This window comes from Mucilaginibacter gossypii (genome assembly GCF_017569325.2).
GTDB lineage: Bacteria > Bacteroidota > Bacteroidia > Sphingobacteriales > Sphingobacteriaceae > Mucilaginibacter > Mucilaginibacter gossypii.
Genome location: NZ_CP071878.2, coordinates 4149391 through 4170002, shown reverse-complemented (window position 1 = coordinate 4170002; position 20612 = coordinate 4149391). Strand labels below are relative to the sequence as shown.

At 42.9% G+C, this 20612-nt stretch carries 21 protein-coding genes; 11 read left to right on the top strand and 10 right to left on the bottom strand.

Features of this window, described 5'->3' with window-relative positions; genetic code table 11:
- Nucleotides 1-48: 48 nt before the first annotated feature.
- Nucleotides 49-2325, top strand: coding sequence for a glycosyltransferase family 4 protein (locus J3L18_RS17440; protein WP_129571992.1), 2277 nt, complete (start codon nucleotides 49-51; stop codon nucleotides 2323-2325).
- Entirely contained in the window at nucleotides 2326-3330 is a 1005-nt protein-coding gene (locus J3L18_RS17435) for a glycosyltransferase family 4 protein (RefSeq protein ID WP_129571993.1), read from the top strand.
- A 78-nt stretch (nucleotides 3331-3408) separates the two neighbouring features.
- On the opposite strand, the gene J3L18_RS17430 is transcribed toward J3L18_RS17435, so the two are convergent.
- The 7 genes from J3L18_RS17430 to yihA form a co-directional block, all read right to left on the bottom strand.
- Nucleotides 3409-5112 carry a M3 family oligoendopeptidase gene (locus J3L18_RS17430; RefSeq protein ID WP_129571994.1) on the bottom strand — a complete coding sequence of 568 codons (1704 nt, stop codon included), beginning with the start codon at nucleotides 5110-5112 and terminating at the stop codon, nucleotides 3409-3411.
- A 177-nt stretch (nucleotides 5113-5289) separates the two neighbouring features.
- Nucleotides 5290-6216, bottom strand: a complete 927-nt coding sequence (locus tag J3L18_RS17425; protein WP_129571995.1) for an NAD-dependent epimerase/dehydratase family protein — start codon at nucleotides 6214-6216, stop codon at nucleotides 5290-5292.
- A 161-nt stretch (nucleotides 6217-6377) separates the two neighbouring features.
- On the bottom strand, nucleotides 6378-6983 hold the full coding sequence (locus J3L18_RS17420; RefSeq protein ID WP_129571996.1) for a Crp/Fnr family transcriptional regulator: 606 nt from the start codon (nucleotides 6981-6983) through the stop codon (nucleotides 6378-6380).
- Entirely contained in the window at nucleotides 6971-7825 is an 855-nt protein-coding gene (locus J3L18_RS17415; RefSeq protein ID WP_112654815.1) for a UbiA-like polyprenyltransferase, read from the bottom strand. Before J3L18_RS17415 ends, J3L18_RS17420 begins: the two co-directional genes overlap by 13 nt.
- Nucleotides 7822-8247: an endonuclease domain-containing protein gene (locus tag J3L18_RS17410; protein ID WP_129571997.1), complete on the bottom strand. Its 426-nt coding sequence runs from the start codon at nucleotides 8245-8247 to the stop codon at nucleotides 7822-7824. Before J3L18_RS17410 ends, J3L18_RS17415 begins: the two co-directional genes overlap by 4 nt.
- A gap of 66 nt (nucleotides 8248-8313) precedes the next feature.
- Nucleotides 8314-9204: an IS1595 family transposase gene (locus J3L18_RS17405; protein WP_189549506.1), complete on the bottom strand. Its 891-nt coding sequence runs from the start codon at nucleotides 9202-9204 to the stop codon at nucleotides 8314-8316.
- A 31-nt stretch (nucleotides 9205-9235) separates the two neighbouring features.
- Entirely contained in the window at nucleotides 9236-9877 is a 642-nt protein-coding gene (gene yihA, locus J3L18_RS17400) for a ribosome biogenesis GTP-binding protein YihA/YsxC (RefSeq protein WP_129568460.1), read from the bottom strand.
- A gap of 148 nt (nucleotides 9878-10025) precedes the next feature.
- Between yihA and J3L18_RS17395 the strand changes: the two genes are divergently transcribed.
- Nucleotides 10026-10514 (top strand): VOC family protein, encoded by a 489-nt coding sequence (locus J3L18_RS17395; RefSeq protein WP_129568461.1) that lies wholly within the window; start codon nucleotides 10026-10028, stop codon nucleotides 10512-10514.
- A 224-nt stretch (nucleotides 10515-10738) separates the two neighbouring features.
- On the opposite strand, the gene J3L18_RS17390 is transcribed toward J3L18_RS17395, so the two are convergent.
- Both J3L18_RS17390 and J3L18_RS17385 read right to left on the bottom strand, forming a co-directional pair.
- A complete protein-coding gene (locus J3L18_RS17390) occupies nucleotides 10739-11476 on the bottom strand; it encodes a 3-keto-disaccharide hydrolase (protein ID WP_129568462.1) in 738 nt (245 codons plus the stop codon).
- A 23-nt stretch (nucleotides 11477-11499) separates the two neighbouring features.
- Nucleotides 11500-12870, bottom strand: coding sequence for a Gfo/Idh/MocA family protein (locus tag J3L18_RS17385; protein WP_129568463.1), 1371 nt, complete (start codon nucleotides 12868-12870; stop codon nucleotides 11500-11502).
- 310 nt (nucleotides 12871-13180) lie between these two features.
- Here J3L18_RS17385 and ubiE point away from each other — a divergent pair, with 310 nt between their 5' ends.
- The 6 genes from ubiE (at nucleotide 13181) to J3L18_RS17355 (ending at nucleotide 17841) form a co-directional block, all read left to right on the top strand.
- Nucleotides 13181-13912, top strand: a complete 732-nt coding sequence (gene ubiE / locus J3L18_RS17380; RefSeq protein ID WP_129568464.1) for a bifunctional demethylmenaquinone methyltransferase/2-methoxy-6-polyprenyl-1,4-benzoquinol methylase UbiE — start codon at nucleotides 13181-13183, stop codon at nucleotides 13910-13912.
- Nucleotides 13909-14643 (top strand): type IX secretion/gliding motility protein PorT/SprT, encoded by a 735-nt coding sequence (gene porT / locus J3L18_RS17375; protein ID WP_129568465.1) that lies wholly within the window; start codon nucleotides 13909-13911, stop codon nucleotides 14641-14643. The genes ubiE and porT overlap by 4 nt, the downstream gene beginning before the upstream one ends.
- A gap of 175 nt (nucleotides 14644-14818) precedes the next feature.
- A complete protein-coding gene (locus J3L18_RS17370) occupies nucleotides 14819-15577 on the top strand; it encodes an SDR family oxidoreductase (RefSeq protein WP_129568466.1) in 759 nt (252 codons plus the stop codon).
- A gap of 161 nt (nucleotides 15578-15738) precedes the next feature.
- Nucleotides 15739-16188 carry a GatB/YqeY domain-containing protein gene (locus J3L18_RS17365; RefSeq protein WP_091172583.1) on the top strand — a complete coding sequence of 150 codons (450 nt, stop codon included), beginning with the start codon at nucleotides 15739-15741 and terminating at the stop codon, nucleotides 16186-16188.
- 216 nt (nucleotides 16189-16404) lie between these two features.
- A complete protein-coding gene (locus J3L18_RS17360; protein WP_129568467.1) occupies nucleotides 16405-17178 on the top strand; it encodes an alpha/beta fold hydrolase in 774 nt (257 codons plus the stop codon).
- Nucleotides 17179-17841, top strand: coding sequence for a CBS domain-containing protein (locus tag J3L18_RS17355; protein WP_091172579.1), 663 nt, complete (start codon nucleotides 17179-17181; stop codon nucleotides 17839-17841).
- 113 nt (nucleotides 17842-17954) lie between these two features.
- Here the strand turns inward: J3L18_RS17355 and J3L18_RS17350 are convergent, their stop codons facing one another.
- The gene (locus J3L18_RS17350) at nucleotides 17955-18617 is read right to left on the bottom strand and encodes a response regulator transcription factor (protein WP_129568468.1); all 663 of its coding nucleotides are present in this window, start codon (nucleotides 18615-18617) and stop codon (nucleotides 17955-17957) included.
- Between the two features lie 260 nt (nucleotides 18618-18877).
- On the opposite strand from J3L18_RS17350, the gene J3L18_RS17345 reads away from it, so the two are divergent.
- A complete protein-coding gene (locus J3L18_RS17345) occupies nucleotides 18878-19759 on the top strand; it encodes an NAD kinase (protein ID WP_129568469.1) in 882 nt (293 codons plus the stop codon).
- 9 nt (nucleotides 19760-19768) lie between these two features.
- On the top strand, nucleotides 19769-20554 hold the full coding sequence (porG, locus tag J3L18_RS17340) for a type IX secretion system protein PorG (protein ID WP_129568470.1): 786 nt from the start codon (nucleotides 19769-19771) through the stop codon (nucleotides 20552-20554).
- Nucleotides 20555-20612 lie beyond the last annotated feature (58 nt).

Sequence of the window (20612 nt, the reverse complement as noted above, 5' to 3'; positions counted from 1 at the left end):
ATTAAATGTTGTAAAACGACTATCAAAGCATCTATACACAATCAACATATGAAAATAGCATATATATCAACCTATCCCCCCCGCGAATGCGGTCTTGCAACATTTAATAATAATTTGATGCGTGCCATCAGTTCAAATTTTCCTGAAAGGCACACCTTAGCACAAAATGGTTTTGTTGTGGCACTTAATGATTCGGAAAATCTGCAGGAATATGAATACCCGGAGGAAGTTAAATATATCATTCGCCAAAATCACCAGAAAGATTATATCCGTGCGGCCAATTATATCAATACCAGTAATGCCGATGTATGTATTATGGAGCATGAGTTTGGCATTTACGGCGGCGAAAGCGGCATTTATATTTTACCGCTGATTAATCGTCTCGAAAAACCGCTGATCTCTATTTTACACACGGTATTGAAAGATCCGAGCTATGTGCAGCGCATCATTATTCGGGAAATTGCCGAGCAATCATCAAAGGTTGTGGTGATGAGTAAACGTGCAGTAGATTTCCTGACCAATATTTATGAGATCCCTGCCGATAAGATCCAGATTATAGAGCATGGCGTACCTGATGTGGAAGCCCCTGACGAAAATCCGGTTAAAAGCTTATCGTCTTTTAAAAACAAAAGGGTGATGTTAACCTTCGGTTTGCTAAGCCGCAACAAAGGTTTGGAAACCGTAATAAAAGCATTGCCTAAAATAGTAGCGAAACACCCTGATGTGATGTACGTGGTATTGGGTAATACACATCCCGGGGTTATCAAAAGTTCGGGCGAGGAGTATCGCGATCACTTGAAATCGCTTGCGGCGCAGTTAGGCGTTTCGAAGAACCTGGCATTTATCGCCAAGTTTGTTTCCGAAGAGGAATTGGTAAACTACTTAACTGCCTGCGAAATTTACGTAACACCATATTTAAACGAAGCACAGATCACCAGCGGTACGCTATCATACGCTGTTGGTGCAGGTGCAGCAGTAGTTTCAACTCCGTACTGGCATGCTACAGAATTGCTGGCCGAAAAGCGCGGCAGGTTATTTGATTTTAAAAATTCGGAAGCGCTGGCCGATACCGTTATTGAATTGCTTGATCAGGACCGTGTGCTGAACGAGCTGAAAGAAAACGCTTACCAATATGGTCTGCATTTACGCTGGCCGGTTATTGGTGCCGAATTTATTAAGGTGGCGCAGGAATCAATGGTTCGCTATGACTTTAGTGACAAGATTCTGCGTAATAGCATTGTTGATCCGGAGATCCTGCCAAAGTTCAGCTTGACCCACGTATTGCGGCTAACCGATGATACAGGGATTGTACAACATGCCAAGTATGGGATCCCGAATTTAAAAGAAGGTTATTGTTTGGATGATAACGCCCGTGCGCTCATTATGGCACTAATGGCTTATCAGCGTAACGGGAGCCGGGAAGCATTTGAGCTGCTGCCTATTTACCTGAGCTATATCCACTACATGCAAACTGATGATGGCAACTTCCGCAACTTCCTGAGTTTTGACAGACGCTACCTGGACGAGGTTGGGTCGGAAGATTCATTTGGCCGTACCATTTGGGCTCTTGGTCATTTGATTGGCTGTGCGGCCAGCAATTCATACCGTGAATTCGCCCTGGAGATCTTCCATAAATCGGTGCCGCATTTTTCAGCGCTGAAACATTTAAGGGGTGTGGCCAATACTATAATTGGTATCAGTCTTTACCTGCAGGTTTACCCTACAGACGAGGGTATGGTTAAAATATTGGCCAACCTTACCCAGCCATTAATTGATGCCTATAACAACACCCAGGCTGATGATTGGCAATGGTTTGAGGAAAAGATGACTTACGATAACGCCATCCTGCCGCTGGCCTTACTGCACTCATGCGAGATCACTGGCAATGAAGAGGCCAAGAAAATAGCTTTGGCAACTATGGCTTTCCTTGATCAGCTTACTTTATCAAACGGATATTTAAGTCCTGTTGGTAATGATGGCTGGTATTACCGTGGCGGCACATTCCCTACATTTGATCAGCAGGCTATTGAAACCATGGCTATGGTGCTGATGCATTTCCAGGCATACCAGATCTTCAGGATACCGCAGTATATTGAAAAAATGTTCCTGAGCTATAAATGGTTCCTGGGCGAAAATACTTTGCGGGCACCGCTGTATGACCATGAAACCAAAGGCTGCTGCGATGGTTTGCTGCCTGGCGGCATTAACCGTAACCAGGGAGCTGAAAGTACATTGGCTTATCTGATATCGCACCTTACGGTGTTGAAAGCCTTTGAGCTGGAATATGAATACAATAAATACGGCCAAAAAATGCAGATCTGTTAAATGAAGGTAGCTGTATTAGCCCCTGTTGCCTGGCGTACGCCGCCCAGGCACTACGGGCCCTGGGAGCAAATAGCATCAAACATAACCGAAGGGATCATCAAAATGGGGGCGGAGGTAACGCTCTTCGCCACGGGCGATTCGATAACCGCGGGTAAACTTGATGCCATTTGCGAGACGGGTTACGAGGAAGACAGAACACAGGATGCCAAAGTGTTGGAATGCCTGCATATCAGTAACCTGATGGAAAAGGCCGGTCAGTTCGACATTATTCATAATAACTTTGACTTTTTGCCGCTTACATATTCAGGCCTGATTAAAACGCCGCTACTTACTACCATTCACGGGTTTTCATCATCAAAGATCATCCCTGTTTATAAAAAATATAATAGCCGGGGGCATTACGTTTCTATCAGCAATGCTGATCGCAGCCCTGAGCTTGATTATTTAGCCACGGTATACAACGGCCTCGATACCCGTGATTTTCAGTTTTATGAACAGCCGGATGGTTACCTGTTGTACTTCGGCCGCATCCATCCCGATAAAGGAACTGCCGAAGCTATCGATATCGCCAAAAAAAGTAAACGGAAATTACTGATAGCCGGTATAGTTCAGGATACAAACTACTTTAAGGAAAAGATAGAGCCATTGCTTTGTGCTGATGTGGAGTATATAGGCCATGCCGGGCCTGATAAGCGCCGGGAGCTTTTAGGCAGAGCTTATGCACTGTTGCATCCCATCAGCTTTGATGAACCTTTTGGCCTGAGTGTGGCTGAAGCAATGCTGTGCGGTACGCCGGTCATAGCTTTTAACCGCGGCTCGATGCCAGAATTAATCAAAAACGCACAGACCGGCTTTTTGGTTAATACGGTTGATGAAGCCGCCGAAGCAGTTGGCTGGCTCCGTCAGATTAGCAGGGCTGATTGTTATGACTGGGCAAATTCACAGTTTTCGAGCGATAAAATGGTGAAGGATTATTGGGAGTTGTATAATAGGGTATTGAATTAAAAGCAAAAACTGCCGCGGCAGACAGGTATAAAACAACAAAAGCGCCAGTAGCACTTTTGTTGTTTATGAGAGAAAATTTTAATTTAATTTATCCAACTCTGATTTAACAAACTCAGCCAGTTCTTTTACATAGGCCGCGCTAAAGTCAAACTTGATCCCTGCGGTTTCGTAAATCTCTTTAATAGTTTTAGTGTAACCGAGTTTAAGGGCGTCTAAATATTGTTGCAAACCCTTTTCCGGATTTTCTTTGTAGTTTTTCCACACAGCTATAGCTCCTAACTGGGCCATGCCATATTCGATATAGTAAAATGGCACCTCGAAGATGTGCAACTGTTTTTGCCAAAGATTTGCTAATGCTTCGCGATGTTCGCTCCAATCGGCAAAACCCGCGCCGAATGGTTCAAAGATCTCGATCCAGGCGGTTGTACGGTCGGCATCGGTATGGTCGGGGTTGGTATAGATCCAGTGCTGAAACTGATCGACAACAGCTACCCAGGGCAAAGTTTTCAAAACATCAACTAACTGATCACGTTTGGCGCGTTTAAGATCTTCCTCGTTATCAAAATACACATTCCAGTTATCCATCGAGATCAGCTCCATCGACATGGAGGCTAATTCGGCAACTTCGGATGGGCAATGTTTAAAATCATTCAGTTCCAGATCGGCAGTAAGGAAAGTGTGTACCGCATGACCGCCTTCATGTACCATAGTAGTTAAATCGCGGAAGGTATTGGCCGAATTCATGAAGATGAAAGGCGCGCCGGTTTCGGCCAGCGGATAGTTGTAACCACCCGGAGCTTTGCCTTTACGGCTTTCCACATCAAACAGGCCGTTATCTTTCATGATCTCCAAACGTTCGCCTAAATAACGATTGATGTTGCTGAAGCACTGGATAGATTTCTCGATCAGGTCTTCGCCATTTTGGAATGGTTTAAGGGCTGGCTTGCCAGAAATATCCACATCCATATCCCATGGCTTAAGCGTCGGTAAGCCCAAAGCCTCGCGGCGCTTTTCGGCCTGGGTTTTTAGAATAGGTACTATTTCGGTTTCGATAGCTGCATGAAAAGCATAACAATCCTGCGGGGTATAATCGAAACGGCCTAAAGCCTGGAACATATAATCGCGGAAATTTTCAAAACTGGCGTTTGTTGCTACTGTGTGACGAAGCTTACGCAAATGGTCGAAAAGTTCATCGAGTTTGTCTTTATCCTGTAAACGGCGGCTGGTGATCTTTTCCCAAACTTCCTGGCGTTTAGCACGATCAGTGCCTTTTAAAAATACGGAGGCTTGTTCTAAAGTAAATTCCTTATCATCAACATGAACAGACATGGAACCGGTTATAGATTGGTACTTCTGCTGTTCCACCTGGATTTCGGTTTGTACCGGGATATTTTCCTCGCGGAAAAGTTCCAATGCTTTTTTTACGGCCCGTAAAAAAATAAAATATTTTTCGCCATCTAGTTTATCAACAAACGCGCTGGCAACCAGCTTTTTGTTCAGTTCGTTACTATATGGAGCAATTTTGGGCTCAATTTCGGTAGCAAAGTACTGGAACTTTTGAAGCAGGTCTTCGCTGGTGGTGTCGCAGGTCATGCGGATATAGCGCCATGCGAAATCTTCTTCCAAAGCTGCTTCCAGCTCACTTTTATCGCGCAGCCATTTCTCCAGTTCTTCAACTGAGTGGATTGGACGATCTAATAATTCTTTATAAAAAGGCTCAAGGGTTTCCCATTTAATATCAAGGGAAGCCGGGATATATGTTCTTGTTTTTTTGTGGATCATGATTTTTAGATGTGCAGATATGCAAATATGCGTATTTAGTCCGTAAGTCCGCAAGTCGGAAAAGTCCGTAGGTTGGAATTAAAAAGAAGATATTCCTATTAAAAAAGCCCGAAAGTTACATCTTGACTTTCGGACTTGCTGACATCGGACTTGCCGACAAAAAAACAACTTTCGGACTCACCCTTTATGAAGCGTTTTCGATATCTCAGTTATCGCATCCTCGTAGCTTGTTGGTTTAAAGTTGAACGCTTTCTCAAATTTGCTGCTGTCGAAAATATAATCGTGATCGTACTGGTAATACATCTCCACTGTACCCATTACCACCTTTTTAAATAAACCGAACAGCCACAGCATTACTTTATTAACGCGTGTATATTTTGGTTCAACTTTATAAATCTTGGCGGCAATATCCAAAAACTGTTTACCGGTGATGGCCGGCGGAGTAGGGAGGTGCCAGATCTGATTGCCGCTATTGGGATTTTGACCAAGCATAAACATAGCTTTACCTGCATCGGGCACGTAAATAAAATTGTGTTTACAATCCGGATTGCCTATCCATTGCGCGTTTTGTTTTTTGGCGTAATTGCTCAGCACCATCATATCAATAAAGCTGTTGACCGGGGCGCCATAAAAATCAGGTGCGCGGGCTATGGTTGCGTTGATATTGCCGGCTTTAACTTCATTCATGAGCATTTCGGCGATGCCCGCTCTTATTTCGCCTTTAACGCTGCTGGGTTTATACGGGGTATCTTCGGTCATGGAGCCGTTAACCAGTCCGTACATGTAAACGTTATCAAAAAATATTAAACGGGCACCGGTGGCTTTGGTAACATTGATCACATTTTGCATGATCACCGGCCATTGCGCCCGCCAGATGTCTTTATCATAAACCAGGCCGGCAACGAGATAAATTACTGTCGATCCTTTTGCTGCCGACAGTACTTCATCGTAATTGAGCAGGTCGGCTTTTTGCCAGGTTACTTTATCATTATTATTTGTGTTAACCAGTTTGCGGCTAACTAAACGGATGGTTTCGTTATGGTTGATTAATTCTTTGGTGAGGATGTTTGCTACCGGACCGCCGGCTCCTAATATAGTATGCATGATCTTTTTTCGTTTTGTGTATTACAAAGGTATGCTGCCTTTGTAAATCAAAACGTTAACAAAAGATAAGGAATTTCACCTCTCCTAAATCCTCTCCAAAGGAGAGGACTTTAAAATGTATGCTTTTTCTCCCTCTCCTTTGGAGAGGGTTGGGGTGAGTTTTAAGCGCTTATTTTCATGATCCTTCTCCTGATCCGCGAGAGCGAAACCGGAGTGATCCCTAAATAGTTGGCAATATAATGCTGGGGGATGCGGTACAAGGCTTCGCCACCTGTTTGTAAAAGATCGGCATAACGTTCTTCGGGCGATTGAGTGATAAAGGAAGTAATACGTTCTTCGTAACAGATGAGATAGTGTTCGGCTGTTAATCTCCCAAAACGCTCCATCTTAAAACCAAGAAGCTCATTCATGCACGCTTGTTGTAAGTTTTTGTGGCTTAAATTTACGATTACCGAATCTTCAAGTGCCTGGATATAGTTTGCAGCCGGGGTGCGGGTAAGGAAACTTTTGTATGAGCTTAGCATTTCATCTTCAAAGCTGAAATAGCCGGTTATTTCCTCGCCGTCTTTAACATGATAATAGCGTACGGATCCTTTTACCACCAGGCCGATATGATCGCATACTTTACCGGCCTCTACATAAAACCTTTTCTTTTTTAAGGCATCTACCGTTAGGTATTGCGATAAAGCCTGCCACTCTTCATCAGTAAGCGGAACATATCTTTCAAAATACTGCCGAAACTTTTGGAGGGCGGTTAGTGAATCCATATCCTGTCGAGCAAAAACAATACAGCAAATACTACGCTGGCAATGCCATTGGTAGTCATAAAAGCAAAGTTAACGCGGCTCAGGTCGTTTGGTTTTACAAGCAGGTGCTGGTAAACAAGCATGGCGCAAAAAAACGCGATACCAATGTAGTACAGGAAGCCTACCTGAGTTTCAAATGCCGGCATCATGATAAAAACAGCCGAAAGCACATGTAAAAAGGTAGATAGTCTTAAGGCGTTCACTTTACCTAAATACGCCGGGATAGAGTGCAGGTTTTGGCTTCGGTCAAAATCTTCATCCTGCAGGGCGTAAATAATATCAAAGCCGCTTACCCAGCAAAGTACGGATAGTGAAAAGAATATAGGTGTAAGGGCAAACTGACCGGTAACCACTAAGTAAGCGCCGATAGGAGCAAGCGATAAGCCCAATCCCAATACCAAATGGCAGAGCGCGGTAAAACGTTTGGTTGCGCTGTAGCCCATTACCACAAATAAAGCTACCGGCGATAAAAAGAAACAAAGCCTGTTAATGAACCAGGTAGCTGTAATAAACAGCAGGCAGTTGATAATAACAAATGTTAAAGCAGCTTTTGGGCTGATCCGGCCGGCTGGGATATCGCGCTGTTTGGTACGTGGGTTTTGAATGTCGATATCCCTGTCAAGGTAGCGGTTAAAGGCCATTGCCGAATTACGGGCAAATACCATACATAAAACCATCAAAACCAGCTTTAGCCAGTCGAAATGATACTGGGTTGTAGTTACTGCCAAAAAGAAGCCGATAAATGCAAACGGCATGGCAAAAATGGTATGGGCGAAGGTTACTAAAGATAAGTATTTTTTCATGATATTCGGCTCTCCTCTTGAGAGGGGTAAGAGGTGTGATCTACTTCGTTGTCTTTAAATTTCTCTATATTTTGCTCAATTGTTCTTAAAACGTTGAACATGTCTTTTCTTACTTCCAGCTCAGTAAAACGGATAATTGTTAAATCGTATTTTTCGAGTTCTTGCTCACGTATCAAATCCAGTTTATATGTCTCTTCGTGGTTATGATATTGGCCATCGATTTCTATTATCAAATTTAGTTCGAAACAATAGAAATCTACAATATAATTTAACAGAGGCTTTTGGCGATGGAAATCATATCCACGACCTTGTTTGCCTTTTAACTCTTTCCAGAGTAATATTTCGCCAATTGCACTGTCATTCCTTAATTTCCGGGCCATCTCTTTTAACCGGGGATTGTATGGAATGATTGTGCGGGGCATATTGCTCAATATTAAAAATAATTAAAAGCCCCTGTGCGATTCCCCTCTCAAGAGAGTAATAGCCCATCAAGAGGCAGTAGCCATTTTGTTAATTAAAAAGTTAAACACCTGGTTATTGCCTCTATTGTTATATTTAAATGTGAACTCATTCAGGTATGATTGCAAATGTCTGAGCGATACTTTATGGTATTGACCATATATCCCCCGTTTTAACAATGTCCAAAAGCCCTCAATCGTATTGGTGTGATACTCTCCCCGGGCATACTCTTCTTTTTCCTTGTTTAATACCTGATGTTCACGGAATATTTTATTTAAACCGGCATATCCACCAAAGCCGTCCGTTACAATAGTAGCATCTGTGCTCACTGATTGTTCAACAATGGGTTTGAGCGTTTTCCCATGTGCCTTATCTATGACCTGAAGCTTTAGACGGCCATCCCGCTCCAATAACCCAATCACGGGCTGTTTATCCTGCATGCCGGTGACCTGCAAATTATTATCGCGCCTTTCCTGCCGCTTTTTCTTTGAGTGATTGGCTTTTTTACCACCTAAATAAGTCTCATCTACCTCAACAATACCCTTAAACAAACCGCCATCCCCGCCGTCCCGCATGGCTTCCCGTATCCGCATCTGCAAATACCAGCCTGTCTTACGATTGCATCCCAGATCCCTGCTTAACTGACGTGCAGATAACCCCTTTTTCGCATTCAGCATTAATGAAATAGCCAAAAACCATTGCGGCAAAGGAAGTTTGGTGCCCTCGAAAACAGTGCCGACCAAAACGCTATAGCTGCGGTTACAGCTATTGCAAATATGCCGTTGGCTTTCCTGGCGCTTGCTGCTCCGTTTGCTGTTGCAATACGGGCATTCTGGCAATCCTTGCCATCTTAATCCTTCAAGATAGTCTATGCAACTGGACTGATCTGGAAAACGCTTAATCGTCTCTATGATATTCATTATCATAAATATACAAATTATTCCTGCCTTTTCATGGGCTATTACTCTCAAGAGGGGAACCGAGAAATACCGGCACTTCAAAATTTTGATTTACTGCATCAATAAACTCAAGTATCTCTTCGCGGCCTTGCTGTGTTTCTGACGATGTGATAAAAAACTGTGGCATTTCATCAAATGTAGCCAACAGGGCTTTTTTAAACCGGGCAATAGTTTGATCGGTTTTAATGTTCGATTGTTTATCGGCCTTGGTGAATACCAGCACAAATGAAAGACCTTTTTCGCCAAGCCAGTTGCAAAATTCAAGGTCGATCTTTTGTGGCTCGAGACGACTGTCTATCAACACCATTACACATTGCAGGCTTTCGCGCTTGTCCAGGTAAGTATGGATGAACTTATCCCATTTGGCTTTTTCCGTTTTTGATGCGCGGGCATAGCCATAACCGGGTAAATCAACAATGTACCAGCTCTCGTTGATCAGGAAATGATTGATCAGCTGCGTTTTGCCGGGAGTTTGCGACGTTTTAGCAAGACCCTTTTTACCAGTTAATGTATTAATAAGGGATGATTTGCCCACATTTGAGCGCCCGATGAAAGCGTACTCCGCTTTAGCTGGTGGAGGTAACTTGCTTACCTGGCTGTTGCTGCAAATAAATTCGGCCGATTTTACGATCATTCTGCAAAGGTAGTATTTTTACTTAATGCGTTCATTGTGGTAATAGTATGGAGTAAATAGCCATTGCTTATTTATAAGCTTGTTTTACAATAGGAAAACAAAAAGTAGTGCAATAATAATTAAATTTGATGTTTAAACATGTAATTATATGAACGATTATAAAATACCCGCCCAAACCCGCATTGGTCACGTACACTTAAAAGTAAGCGACCTGCAAAAATCTCTTGATTTTTACTGTGGTTTGTTAGGCTTTGAAAAAATGGTGATGTACGGCGATCAGGCTGCATTTATATCTGCAGGTGGTTATCACCATCATATTGGCTTAAATACCTGGCATAGCAAAGGCGCTTCACCAGCCCCGGAATACGCACCGGGCTTATACCATACTGCCATCTTATATCCCGAAAGAAAAGACCTGGCCATTATACTTAAAAGGCTGATTGATGCCCGTTACAATATTACAGGAGCATCTGATCATGGTGTATCTGAAGCCATCTATCTTAACGATCCCGATCAAAACGGGGTTGAGCTCTACTGGGATCGCCCCAAAGAACAATGGCCTGTAGATCAGGAAGGGAATTTGACCATGTTTACCCGCAGGCTGGATATAGAAGATTTACTGCAACTGGCTAATTAACAGATAAGAAGCAAACAAAAAAACTCATTGTGGGTTATATATTCAACGGGGGATTAAAAAGATAATTCATCTTTCCCGGTCATTGGGAGGCGGAACGGCGAAGCAGTCCTCTGCCGGCGATATTGCATGGTTGCCTGCTGTTAAGGATTGCTTCGTACCCCCAATGAGTTTTTTGATAAAGATAAAACTGTTGCGCGAAGGTACGAAGCAAAAAATTATAAATATTATAATTCCTTTATTTTGATGCTCCTGAAATAAGCTTTATGCCCATGGTCCTGTAGTGCAATCAACCCGGTTTTGGCGTTGCCATAGTCGGGATAATCTTTCCATTTACCTTCGGCTTTTTTCCTTTTCCAGTCGCTGGTCCAGGCTTCAAAAGCTAAAATCTTTTTGCCGTTGAGCCAGTGTTCAACATGTCCGTTATTGAAAATAATTTTACTGGTGTTCCAGGTGCCAACCGGGGCTACCTTTTTTGAAGCGTTTGGCAGGTACATGGCATAATCACAGCCAGTTTTTTGCCAGTCTTCCAGTTTTTCGGGCCAGCCTGTATCGTCAATGATCTGGTATTCGGGGCCGGTTTCATAGGGGCCATGGTATTTTGGATCTTCAACCACATGGTATATTACACCGCTGTTACTGCCTTTTTCTATCTTCCATTCCCATGAAAGCTCAAAATTGGTGTAAGCTTTATCGGTTACTATATCACCGCCGGTATCACCCTGTGCGGCGCCAAGGCAAACCAGCGCGCCGTCAATAATAGTCCAGTTTTTTACCGGCCCCTTTTTGTTGAACCCATGCCAGCCCTTCAGGGTTTTGCCATCGAAGAGATTTACCCAGCCACCTTTTACCGGAGTGGCTTGTTTAGCAGGTTTGTGATTATTAACAGGGATGCCTGAAGTGTGCACACAAACCAAGCCTGCGGCAGCCAGTACCAAACCCAATTTTTTAAACTGTTGTTTCATAATAAGGTATTTGCGGTGAACTATTATTTCTTGATAACCTGCATTTTTTCCGGATCCCAGAACATGGGCGTATTGTTATAATAGCTATCGTTACATAACAGGGCAGGGGCTGCCGCGCGATAGCCAAAAATTGCGTCTTCGGTTACCTTGCCTTTATTGCGGATAGCGGTAAAAAAGTTCACCATATGATCATACGGCCCACCTTTGTATCCTTTTTCGGCATCATACGTGATTTCTTCGGGCGGTAGCATTTTTTTGCGTTCGGCATAACCGCTACCTGCTTTTTTGAGTTTATCAAGATAGAATGGATCATCAGAATCCATCACTTTATTGCGTTTAAGTGTCACTTTATCCCATGTTATATCCATTGAGCCTTCGCTGCCCACCAGTTTAAGGTAAGTTGTGCCGCTGGTGCCATCCACAAAGTTACACCGTAACGAAAGGTTAAAGGCCGGGTGTGCCTGTGTTTTACCATAATCAAAAGTGCCTAAAAGTACATCAGGTACTTCGCGGCCATCATTCCAGAAACGTAAGCCGCCGGATGCATAAATTTTATTAGGGCCAACTGAATCGGTTATAAAATGCAGGCTTGAAAAAAGGTGAACAAAAAGGTCGCCCGCCATGCCTGTACCATAGTCGGTATAATTTCTCCAGCGGAAAAAGCGTTTTTCATCAAACGGACGCTTTTTGGTATTGCTGATATAAGTTTCCCAATCAACAGTTTGAGGTGAGGCATCTTCAGGGATCGGGTATTGCCAAACCTCAAGCGGCGCGCGGCGGGCCCAGAAACCTTCGGCGTAGTTTAATTCGCCAATGGCTCCGCTTTTTAATAGCTCATGTGCCTTTTCATTGCCTAATGATGATACCCCCTGGCTGCCTACCTGGAATATCATTCCTGCTTCTTTTTGCGCTTTGATCACCGCCGGCCCTTCGGTAATGGCATGAACCATCGGTTTTTCGCAATACACATGTTTACCGGCGTGCATCGCATCAACAGAAATTTGCTGGTGCCAGTGATCTGGTGTGGCAATGATTACGGCGTCAATGTCTTTACGGTTCAGGATCTCTTTGTAAACCCGGGTAGTAAAAATGTCGGCTCCCCAGCGGGTCTTGGCATCTTTTAAGCGACCGTCATACAAATCGCATACTGCTACCAGTTTAACACCGGGCACCTGCAGGGCGGTGATGGTGTCCTGGGTACCCATACCACCAGCGCCAATGAGGGCGATGTTTACCTGGTCATTAGGGCTGTTGCCGATGAGGCGTTTTTGGATGGAAAAAGATTTGGCCTGGCTTTGGCTGGCTAAAAAGCCCGATCCGGCAGCTACGGCCGCGGTTGCTGTGGTTAGTTTTTTAATAAAACTGCGGCGCGAGGATTCTTGTTCGTCTTTCATAAGGATAAGGAAACAAATTTTAAATGTGATTTGCCGGGACTACCGGCCGAAATTGGTTTCTAAAAATAGTGAATTGACTTAACATTTACATAATTAGCGCAACTTAATATCGATTTAGTAACAGCGAGGAGCATAGGCAACTCAGCTGGTCTACACTTAGCTGAAGAAAGAAAACCTCGCTTTGCGAAGCAGAGAGGAGTGACGGGCGCAGCGAAGTAGGGATGAGTTAACTTGTCAGCCCTGTTTCAGTATTCACTTTCAGCTTTCTTAATATTAAAGCATTCACTATACAATCATTATCTTTGCTGCGATGAGCAAAACCATAACACCGTACCATGACGAGCAGGCTACCAAAAAAGAACAGGTAGCAGATATGTTCAACAATATATCAAAAACCTATGATTTCCTTAACCATTTCCTGTCACTTGGTATTGATATCATTTGGCGTAAAAAAGCCATCAACGAATTAAAAAAGGATAAACCAAAACTGATACTGGACGTTGCTACCGGCACCGGCGATTTTGCTTTTGAGGCTTTATCTATCCTGAAACCTGAAAAAATTATTGGTGTTGATATTTCAAGGGGGATGCTTGACATCGCGGAGCAAAAAATAGCGAAACGGGGTTTGAGCGATAAATTTGCTGTAAAACTGGGCGATTCGGAAAAACTGCCGTTTGAGGGCGCGGAGTTTGACGCTGTTACGGTTGCCTACGGTGTACGTAATTTTGAAAACCTGGAAAAAGGCCTTGCTGATATAATTCGGGTGCTAAAACCCGGAGGAAAGGTGGTGGTGCTTGAGTTTTCAAAGCCTAAAGTATTTCCGGTAAAGCAGTTATATAATTTTTACTTCAGCTATATTACCCCGGGTATTGGTAAATTGTTCAGCAAAGATGCAAGAGCATACAGCTATTTACCGGAGTCGGTAGCTGCTTTTCCGGATGGGCAGGCTTTTGTGGGTTTGATGGATAAAGTAGGCTTTAAGAATACCAAATGCAGGCCTTTAACGTTTGGTATCTGTTCAATATACACCGGTATTAAATGATTATAAACCGTTACCTGCTTGTAGTTGTACTTATTTTTAGCAGCAATTTATTGTTTGCGCAGCATGTACCGGCATGGGGTGGCGGCGCCGATCAGCAGGATCTGAGCTTTGGTTTCAGTTTTACTTACGTAAGCACCGATTTTAAAATTGTTAACCAGCCCAATTTTCGCAACGCGTTTTTAGATGAGAACGGTGTGCAGGTTAAAGGGCCGCTTAACAGCATCAGCTCAAAAAGTTCACCGGCTTTCGGAGTAGGTTTTTTGACCCGGTACAGGATCACCGAGCACCTTGAGGTACGCACCACACCATCATTAATTTTTGCCGACAGGGCTTTGCATTATTCTTATGTCGATCCGTCGGAAGATGTAGATAAAAAAATACAAACCACTTCGGTGGACGTTCCCCTGCAATTGAAATTAAAATCAGACAGGTTGGGCGATTTCAGGGCTTATGTTGTAGGCGGCCTGAAATACACCCAGGCCATAGGATCTAAGAAAAACGCGGATGCCAATCTTGACCTTTCGGAGAAGCTGGTTAAAAACGTAGGTGGCTTTGCCTCGTATGAGGCGGGCGTGGGTTGTGATATTTATTTTGAATTTTTTAAGCTTTCGCCCGAGATTAAGATCTCCAATTCGTTAGGCAACGTGTTGATGCGTGAGTATAACCCCTACTCGGCGCCCCTCAGCAGGTTGGGCTTACACACCATTATGTTTAGCTTGATTTTTGAGTAGAATGTAATTTTCCTAAATCTCGTGCTCATTTATAATGAGAGCGTAAAATAGACTTGCGTTTTCAACCCGATATTGGGGTGGGTAAAATCCTCCCTTTCAAAAAACATCCTTACTCCCAACCGACAATATTTTAAAGTAAAAAACATAATTTCGCTGTTTATAGTTATCAATATCTATGAGTAAGATTGCCTTAATTACAGGAGCTACCGCCGGCATTGGCGAGGCATGTGCACACGTTTTTGCCCGCGAAGGCTATGACCTTGTATTAACCGGTCGCCGGTTAGATAGGTTGGAGAAACTGGCCAAACACCTGAATGATAAGTATAACGTAGAAGTTGCGGTTTCGTCATTTGATGTGCGTAACCGCGAAGATACCATTAACAACCTGGAAGCTTTGCCGGCCGAATGGAGGAAAGTGACGGTATTGGTTAACAACGCCGGTTTAAGCCAGGGGCTTGATCCTATTCAAAAAGGCAGTATTGATGATTGGGAAACCATGATTGATACCAATATCAAGGGCCTGCTGTATGTAAGCCGGGTGGTATCAAACTGGATGATAGAAAATGGTAAGGGGCACATTATAAACCTTGGCTCCATTGCCGGTAAGGAAGTTTATGCTAACGGAAATGTATATTGCGCTACCAAACATGCAGTTGATGCTTTAAATAAAGGTATGCGGATTGACCTTTTACCCCACGGTATTAAGGTAACGGCGATACACCCGGGAGCTGTGGAAACCGAGTTTTCGGAGGTGCGCTTTAAGGGTGATAAGGAAAGGGCCAAAAAAGTTTATGATGGTTTTAAACCATTGGTGGCCGAAGATGTGGCCGAAACTATCTGGTTCATTGCATCACGACCGGCACATGTTAACATTAACGACCTGGTTATCATGCCTGCAGCGCAAGCCAACGCAGGTACGATATTTAGGGGGTAGGAGGGAAGTCTGAAGTCGGAAAGTCAGTAAAGTCCGAAAGTAAGACAAGGCTGCTTTATTAACCAAACAAATCCTTCGGACTTCCGGACATCGGATTTCCGGACTAAAAAGAAAAACTTCCGGACTTTCCGACATCGGAATTCCGGACTAACATAAAACATATGTCGTTAATTACACAAATAGACCAGGACATTAAACTGGCCATGCTTGCCAAGCAGGCAGATCGTTTACAGGGGTTGCGTGCCATCAAATCGGCATTGCTTTTGGCTAAAACCGAAAAAGGCGCTGCTGATGAACTAACCGAGGATGCTGAAATTAAAGTATTGCAAAAGCTGGTAAAACAGCGTAAGGAATCGGCCGATATTTATAAGGAGCAAAATCGCGACGACTTGTACCAGGTGGAAATAGCCGAAATGCTGGTTATTGAAGAATACCTTCCGCAACAAATGAGCAAGTTTGAAATTGAAGGCTACCTTGAAGAGCTTATTGGCAGGATAGGCGCTACATCCGTAAAAGATATGGGCCGCGTAATGGGTATGGCCAGTAAAGAGCTTGCAGGCAAGGCCGATGGTAAAACAATATCAGAGGTGGTTAAACAGTTATTAGGTTAAGTTTTTACCATTTAATAGTACAGCGTTTTTTTGTGCAATGTTGTGTTAATGTTAATCTTATTAATAAAAGCTTAACATTACTACATTGGTAAATAATTACTATACTTGCTAAATGTCGTTCGTAATAAACTAATTTTACAGCGGAATAACAGGAATTTGTACTGAAAGCGATTTTGGTATAAGATAAGTTTGAAAAATTAATTTTTAATATTTTATATGGAGTTCGTGCTTAAAGAGGAACACGGTTTTAGTTACATCGATGAGGGCGAAGGAGAGGTGCTGTTACTGCTGCATGGTTTAATGGGGGCGTTGAGCAATTGGGATGGTGTTATTAATGAGTTTAAATCAAAGTACAGGGTTATTATCCCCATGCTGCCTGTTTATGACATGCCGCTGATTAGTACCGGGGTAAAAAGTTTATCGAAATTTGTACATAAGTTTATAAAGTTTAAAAAGCTTAGCAATATTACCTTATTGGGTAACTCGCTTGGTGGGCATGTGGCATTAGTTTATTTAACCACGCATCCCGAAAACATCAAGGCTCTTGTTTTAACTGGTAGCTCGGGCTTATATGAAAATGCTTTCGGCGGCTCTTTTCCGCGCAGGGAGAGTATTGATTTTGTGCGCGAAAAAGTGCAATTTACATTTTACGATCCGGCTATTGCCACCGATGAGTTGGTGCTTGATGTTTTTCAGACCATTAACGACAGGCATAAGGTGATCCGCTTGCTGGCCATGGCAAAATCTGCCATCAGGCATAATATGAAAAAAGATCTGCATAAGATCACTATCCCGGTATCTTTGATATGGGGCCGTAATGATAAGATCACCCCGCCCGAGGTAGCTGTTGAATTTCATGAACTACTGCCCGATTCGGAACTTCATTGGATTGATAAATGCGGACACGCCCCTATGATGGAGCACCCTGAAGAATTTAATACTTTACTTAAACAGTTTTTAACTAAATTAGAGACCAAAGTAAATGCATAGATGATAGCACTTGACCTGATAGCTGACTCGATACCGCCGGTACACACTTCTGATACCATTCAGAAAGTGCTTGACCGTATGATTGAGTTTCGCCTCAGGCATTTGCCTATTGTAAATGAAGAACAGTTTTTGGGTTTGCTTGCCGAGGATGACCTGATAGCCGAAAGTGATTATCAAACACCCATAGGTGCACTGGCCCTTTCGTTGGTTAATCCCTACGTGCTGGAAGATCAGCATATTTATGATGTTATCCGCCTGTTTTATGAGCAGCAGCTTACCATTGTACCGGTGCTTGACGCAAAAAGCAACTATCTTGGGTTGATATCTATTAACGCCATTACAGAATATTTCGCAAAAATAACTTCAGTATCGCAACCGGGAGGCATTATTGTACTGGAGATCAATAATAAAAATAATTCGCTTGCGCACATGGCGCAGATAGTTGAGTCAGACAACGCGCAGGTTCTGAGCTCTTATGTTCAGTCCTTTCCCGATTCAACCCGGATGGAAGTTACCCTTAAGGTTAACAAGCAGGATATTTCGGCCATAACTGCCAGCTTCCTTCGGTATGAGTATGATATCAAAGCTACCTTTAATCATACCGATATCAACGATACCACCCGCGACAGGTATGATTCGCTCATGAATTACCTTAATTTGTAGTATTAAGTCCGAAGTCTTAAATCATTAGTCCGAAGTCTTGAGTCCGCTATGCATGACTTTTGCATAATTTAAACTACTGACTTAAGACCCGGAACTTCCGACTTGTTATGATTTCAGACCAAATTATAAGCCTGCGCAAACATCACTGCATCATAATTATTTTTCAGGTGCAGTTTGTTTTTGATGTTTTTACGGTGCGTTTCGGCAGTAGCCGGGGCAATGAATAGCTTCGCGCTGATCTCGGCCGAGCTCATACCCATGGCAATATATTTCAGAATCTCTTTTTCGCGCCGCGTAAGCGTTAAAAATAACAGGTTATTATGGCGTAAAAAAGCGATCTCATCCATAAGCCTGTTTACCTTGGTGGTAATATGATGTACAGGATCAAGCCTGCTGGCAATGGTTAACAAATATGCAGCATCGCCTGCTTCATTGCGTGCAAAAACTTTGGTATTGCTCACAAATAATTGCCATTCGGGGTTATCAGGTACACGTACCTGCTGAAAATAGGATACCTGCTCCTGTGTTTTGCTTTTTATCAGGTGCAAAATTTTGGGTACGTATTCGTTGCTGTCTTCGGTGTTAAAATATTTAACGTGATATGTTTCAGGGCCCATGGCCTGCAGTTCATCAAGTGTGGTACCCAGTATATCGAGACCTACACTGTTCATATACACTATCTGCAGCGTTTCAACCTCATGAATTATTAATGCAGAAGGAAGGTCATCAGCTATTGACTGTATATCCGATAGTTTTTGGGTAAAAGTTTTATCCATCAATAAAATAACCGTTGTTTAATATTGGTAAGGTAGGCCAAAATAGTTAAACTTAATTATTTTACTTTGAAGTTATTTATCTGTTAGCGCAATTAAAATGCCATTATTAGGAAATATAAGCAAACAATAGTGCACAATTTACCATTATAAGAAAAATGTATGATGGGTGGGTTGTAGAGTTTAGTTTATGCCGGTATTAATTATTTATGCCTTGCTGCAATTAATGTACTTTCAAAGTTCGATATTCGCTTTTTTAAAAAATGAAAATAGCAGTTTACGGCAGGCCGTTTAATGAGCCATCTGTTTTACCTTTTATACAGCAGGTTTTTGATAACCTTGCATTGCATGGCGTTGATATTTATGTACACCAGCAACTCCACGAATATTTGCAGGATAAACTAACCACAGTGCAATATAAAGTGTTGCGCCCCGCCGAAACCTTAAAAGGCTTTATTGATATTTTTATAACGCTTGGAGGCGATGGTACCCTGCTTGATACGGTTACCTTGATTCGCGATTCGGGGATCCCTGTTATCGGTATAAACTTTGGCCGCCTGGGCTTTTTGGCCAGTGTTAATAAAAGTGATATTACGGCAGCCATTCATGCCGTGGTGAACAGGCAGTTTACCTGCGATTGCCGCGAATTGCTTACCGTCGACTCGGACCCTAATGTTTTTGGCAGCAATAATTTTGCCCTTAATGATGTAACCATCCATAAGCGCGATGATGCCGCCATGATCATTACCCATGTGTTTTTGAACGATGAGTTTTTGAACTCATACTGGGGTGATGGTATTATCATCTCCACATCAACCGGCTCAACGGCTTATTCGTTAAGTTGCGGCGGGCCCATTATTTTCCCGCAGTCAAACAGCATAGTGGTAACCCCGGTATCACCTCACAACCTTAACGTGCGGCCTATAGTGATCCCTGATACCAGTAAGCTTTGTTTTGAGGTGGAAAGCCGCAGCGCTAATTATATCATCTCCTGCGATTCGCGGACGGAAGTTTTAGATCAAACAGTTAAGTTTCATGTTCAAAAAGCCAGTTTTCAGTTAAATTTAATTCGCCTTAGTAATGAAAGCTATTTAACTACGTTAAGGAATAAACTGCTTTGGGGCCTTGATGCCCGTAATTACTAAATTTGATTAATGCCTAAATTTTTACTTTTTGCCATATTCTTGTTTTTAACTTATCAGCTGCAGGCCCAAACCTGGGAAATAGGCGGATCGATAGGCGGTGCAGGGTACATAGGTGATCTTAACCCCAATAACCCTGTTAAAATAAGCGGCGTTTCGGCGGGTATCTTTGGTAAAAGAAATTTTAATGGCTATTTTTCAGCTAAACTGAATATTGGTGTTGGTAATATATCGGCTTATGATAACCGGTCCGGCTACCAGCAGTTTCGTGATCGTAACCTTAACTTTAAAGATCAATTGCGGGAGGTAAGTCTTATCGGCGAGTTTAACTTTATGAACTATATCCCCGATGCCGGACGAAACAAATACACCCCTTATATATTTACAGGTATTGGTATTACATCTTACGCGCCGCGTGCACAGGATTTTAACGGGCACGAGGTTGGCTTAAGGCAGCTAAAAACCGAAGGTCAGGCTAAGCCTTATGGTAATAACACTGTCGTAATTCCATATGGTTTAGGTATCAAGTATAATTTATCCGGTAAGTTTACAGTTATGGCCGATATGGGCTATCGATATGCATTTACAGATTACCTGGATGATGTAAGCGGTGTATATGCCGATAAAAGCAAAATGACCACGACCGGCGCTTTACTTTCTGATCGTTCGGGCGAAAAAACCGGCAATTATATTGGCACCGTTGGTTCTCAGCGCGGCGACTTTAAATCGCATGATACCTACTTCTTCCTTAACTTTACAATCTCATTTACTTTTGTAACAGCAAACTGCTACTTCTAATTACATCAGGCCTAACAAGTGTTGTGGATTTATTGCGTCTCTTTAGATAATAATTCAA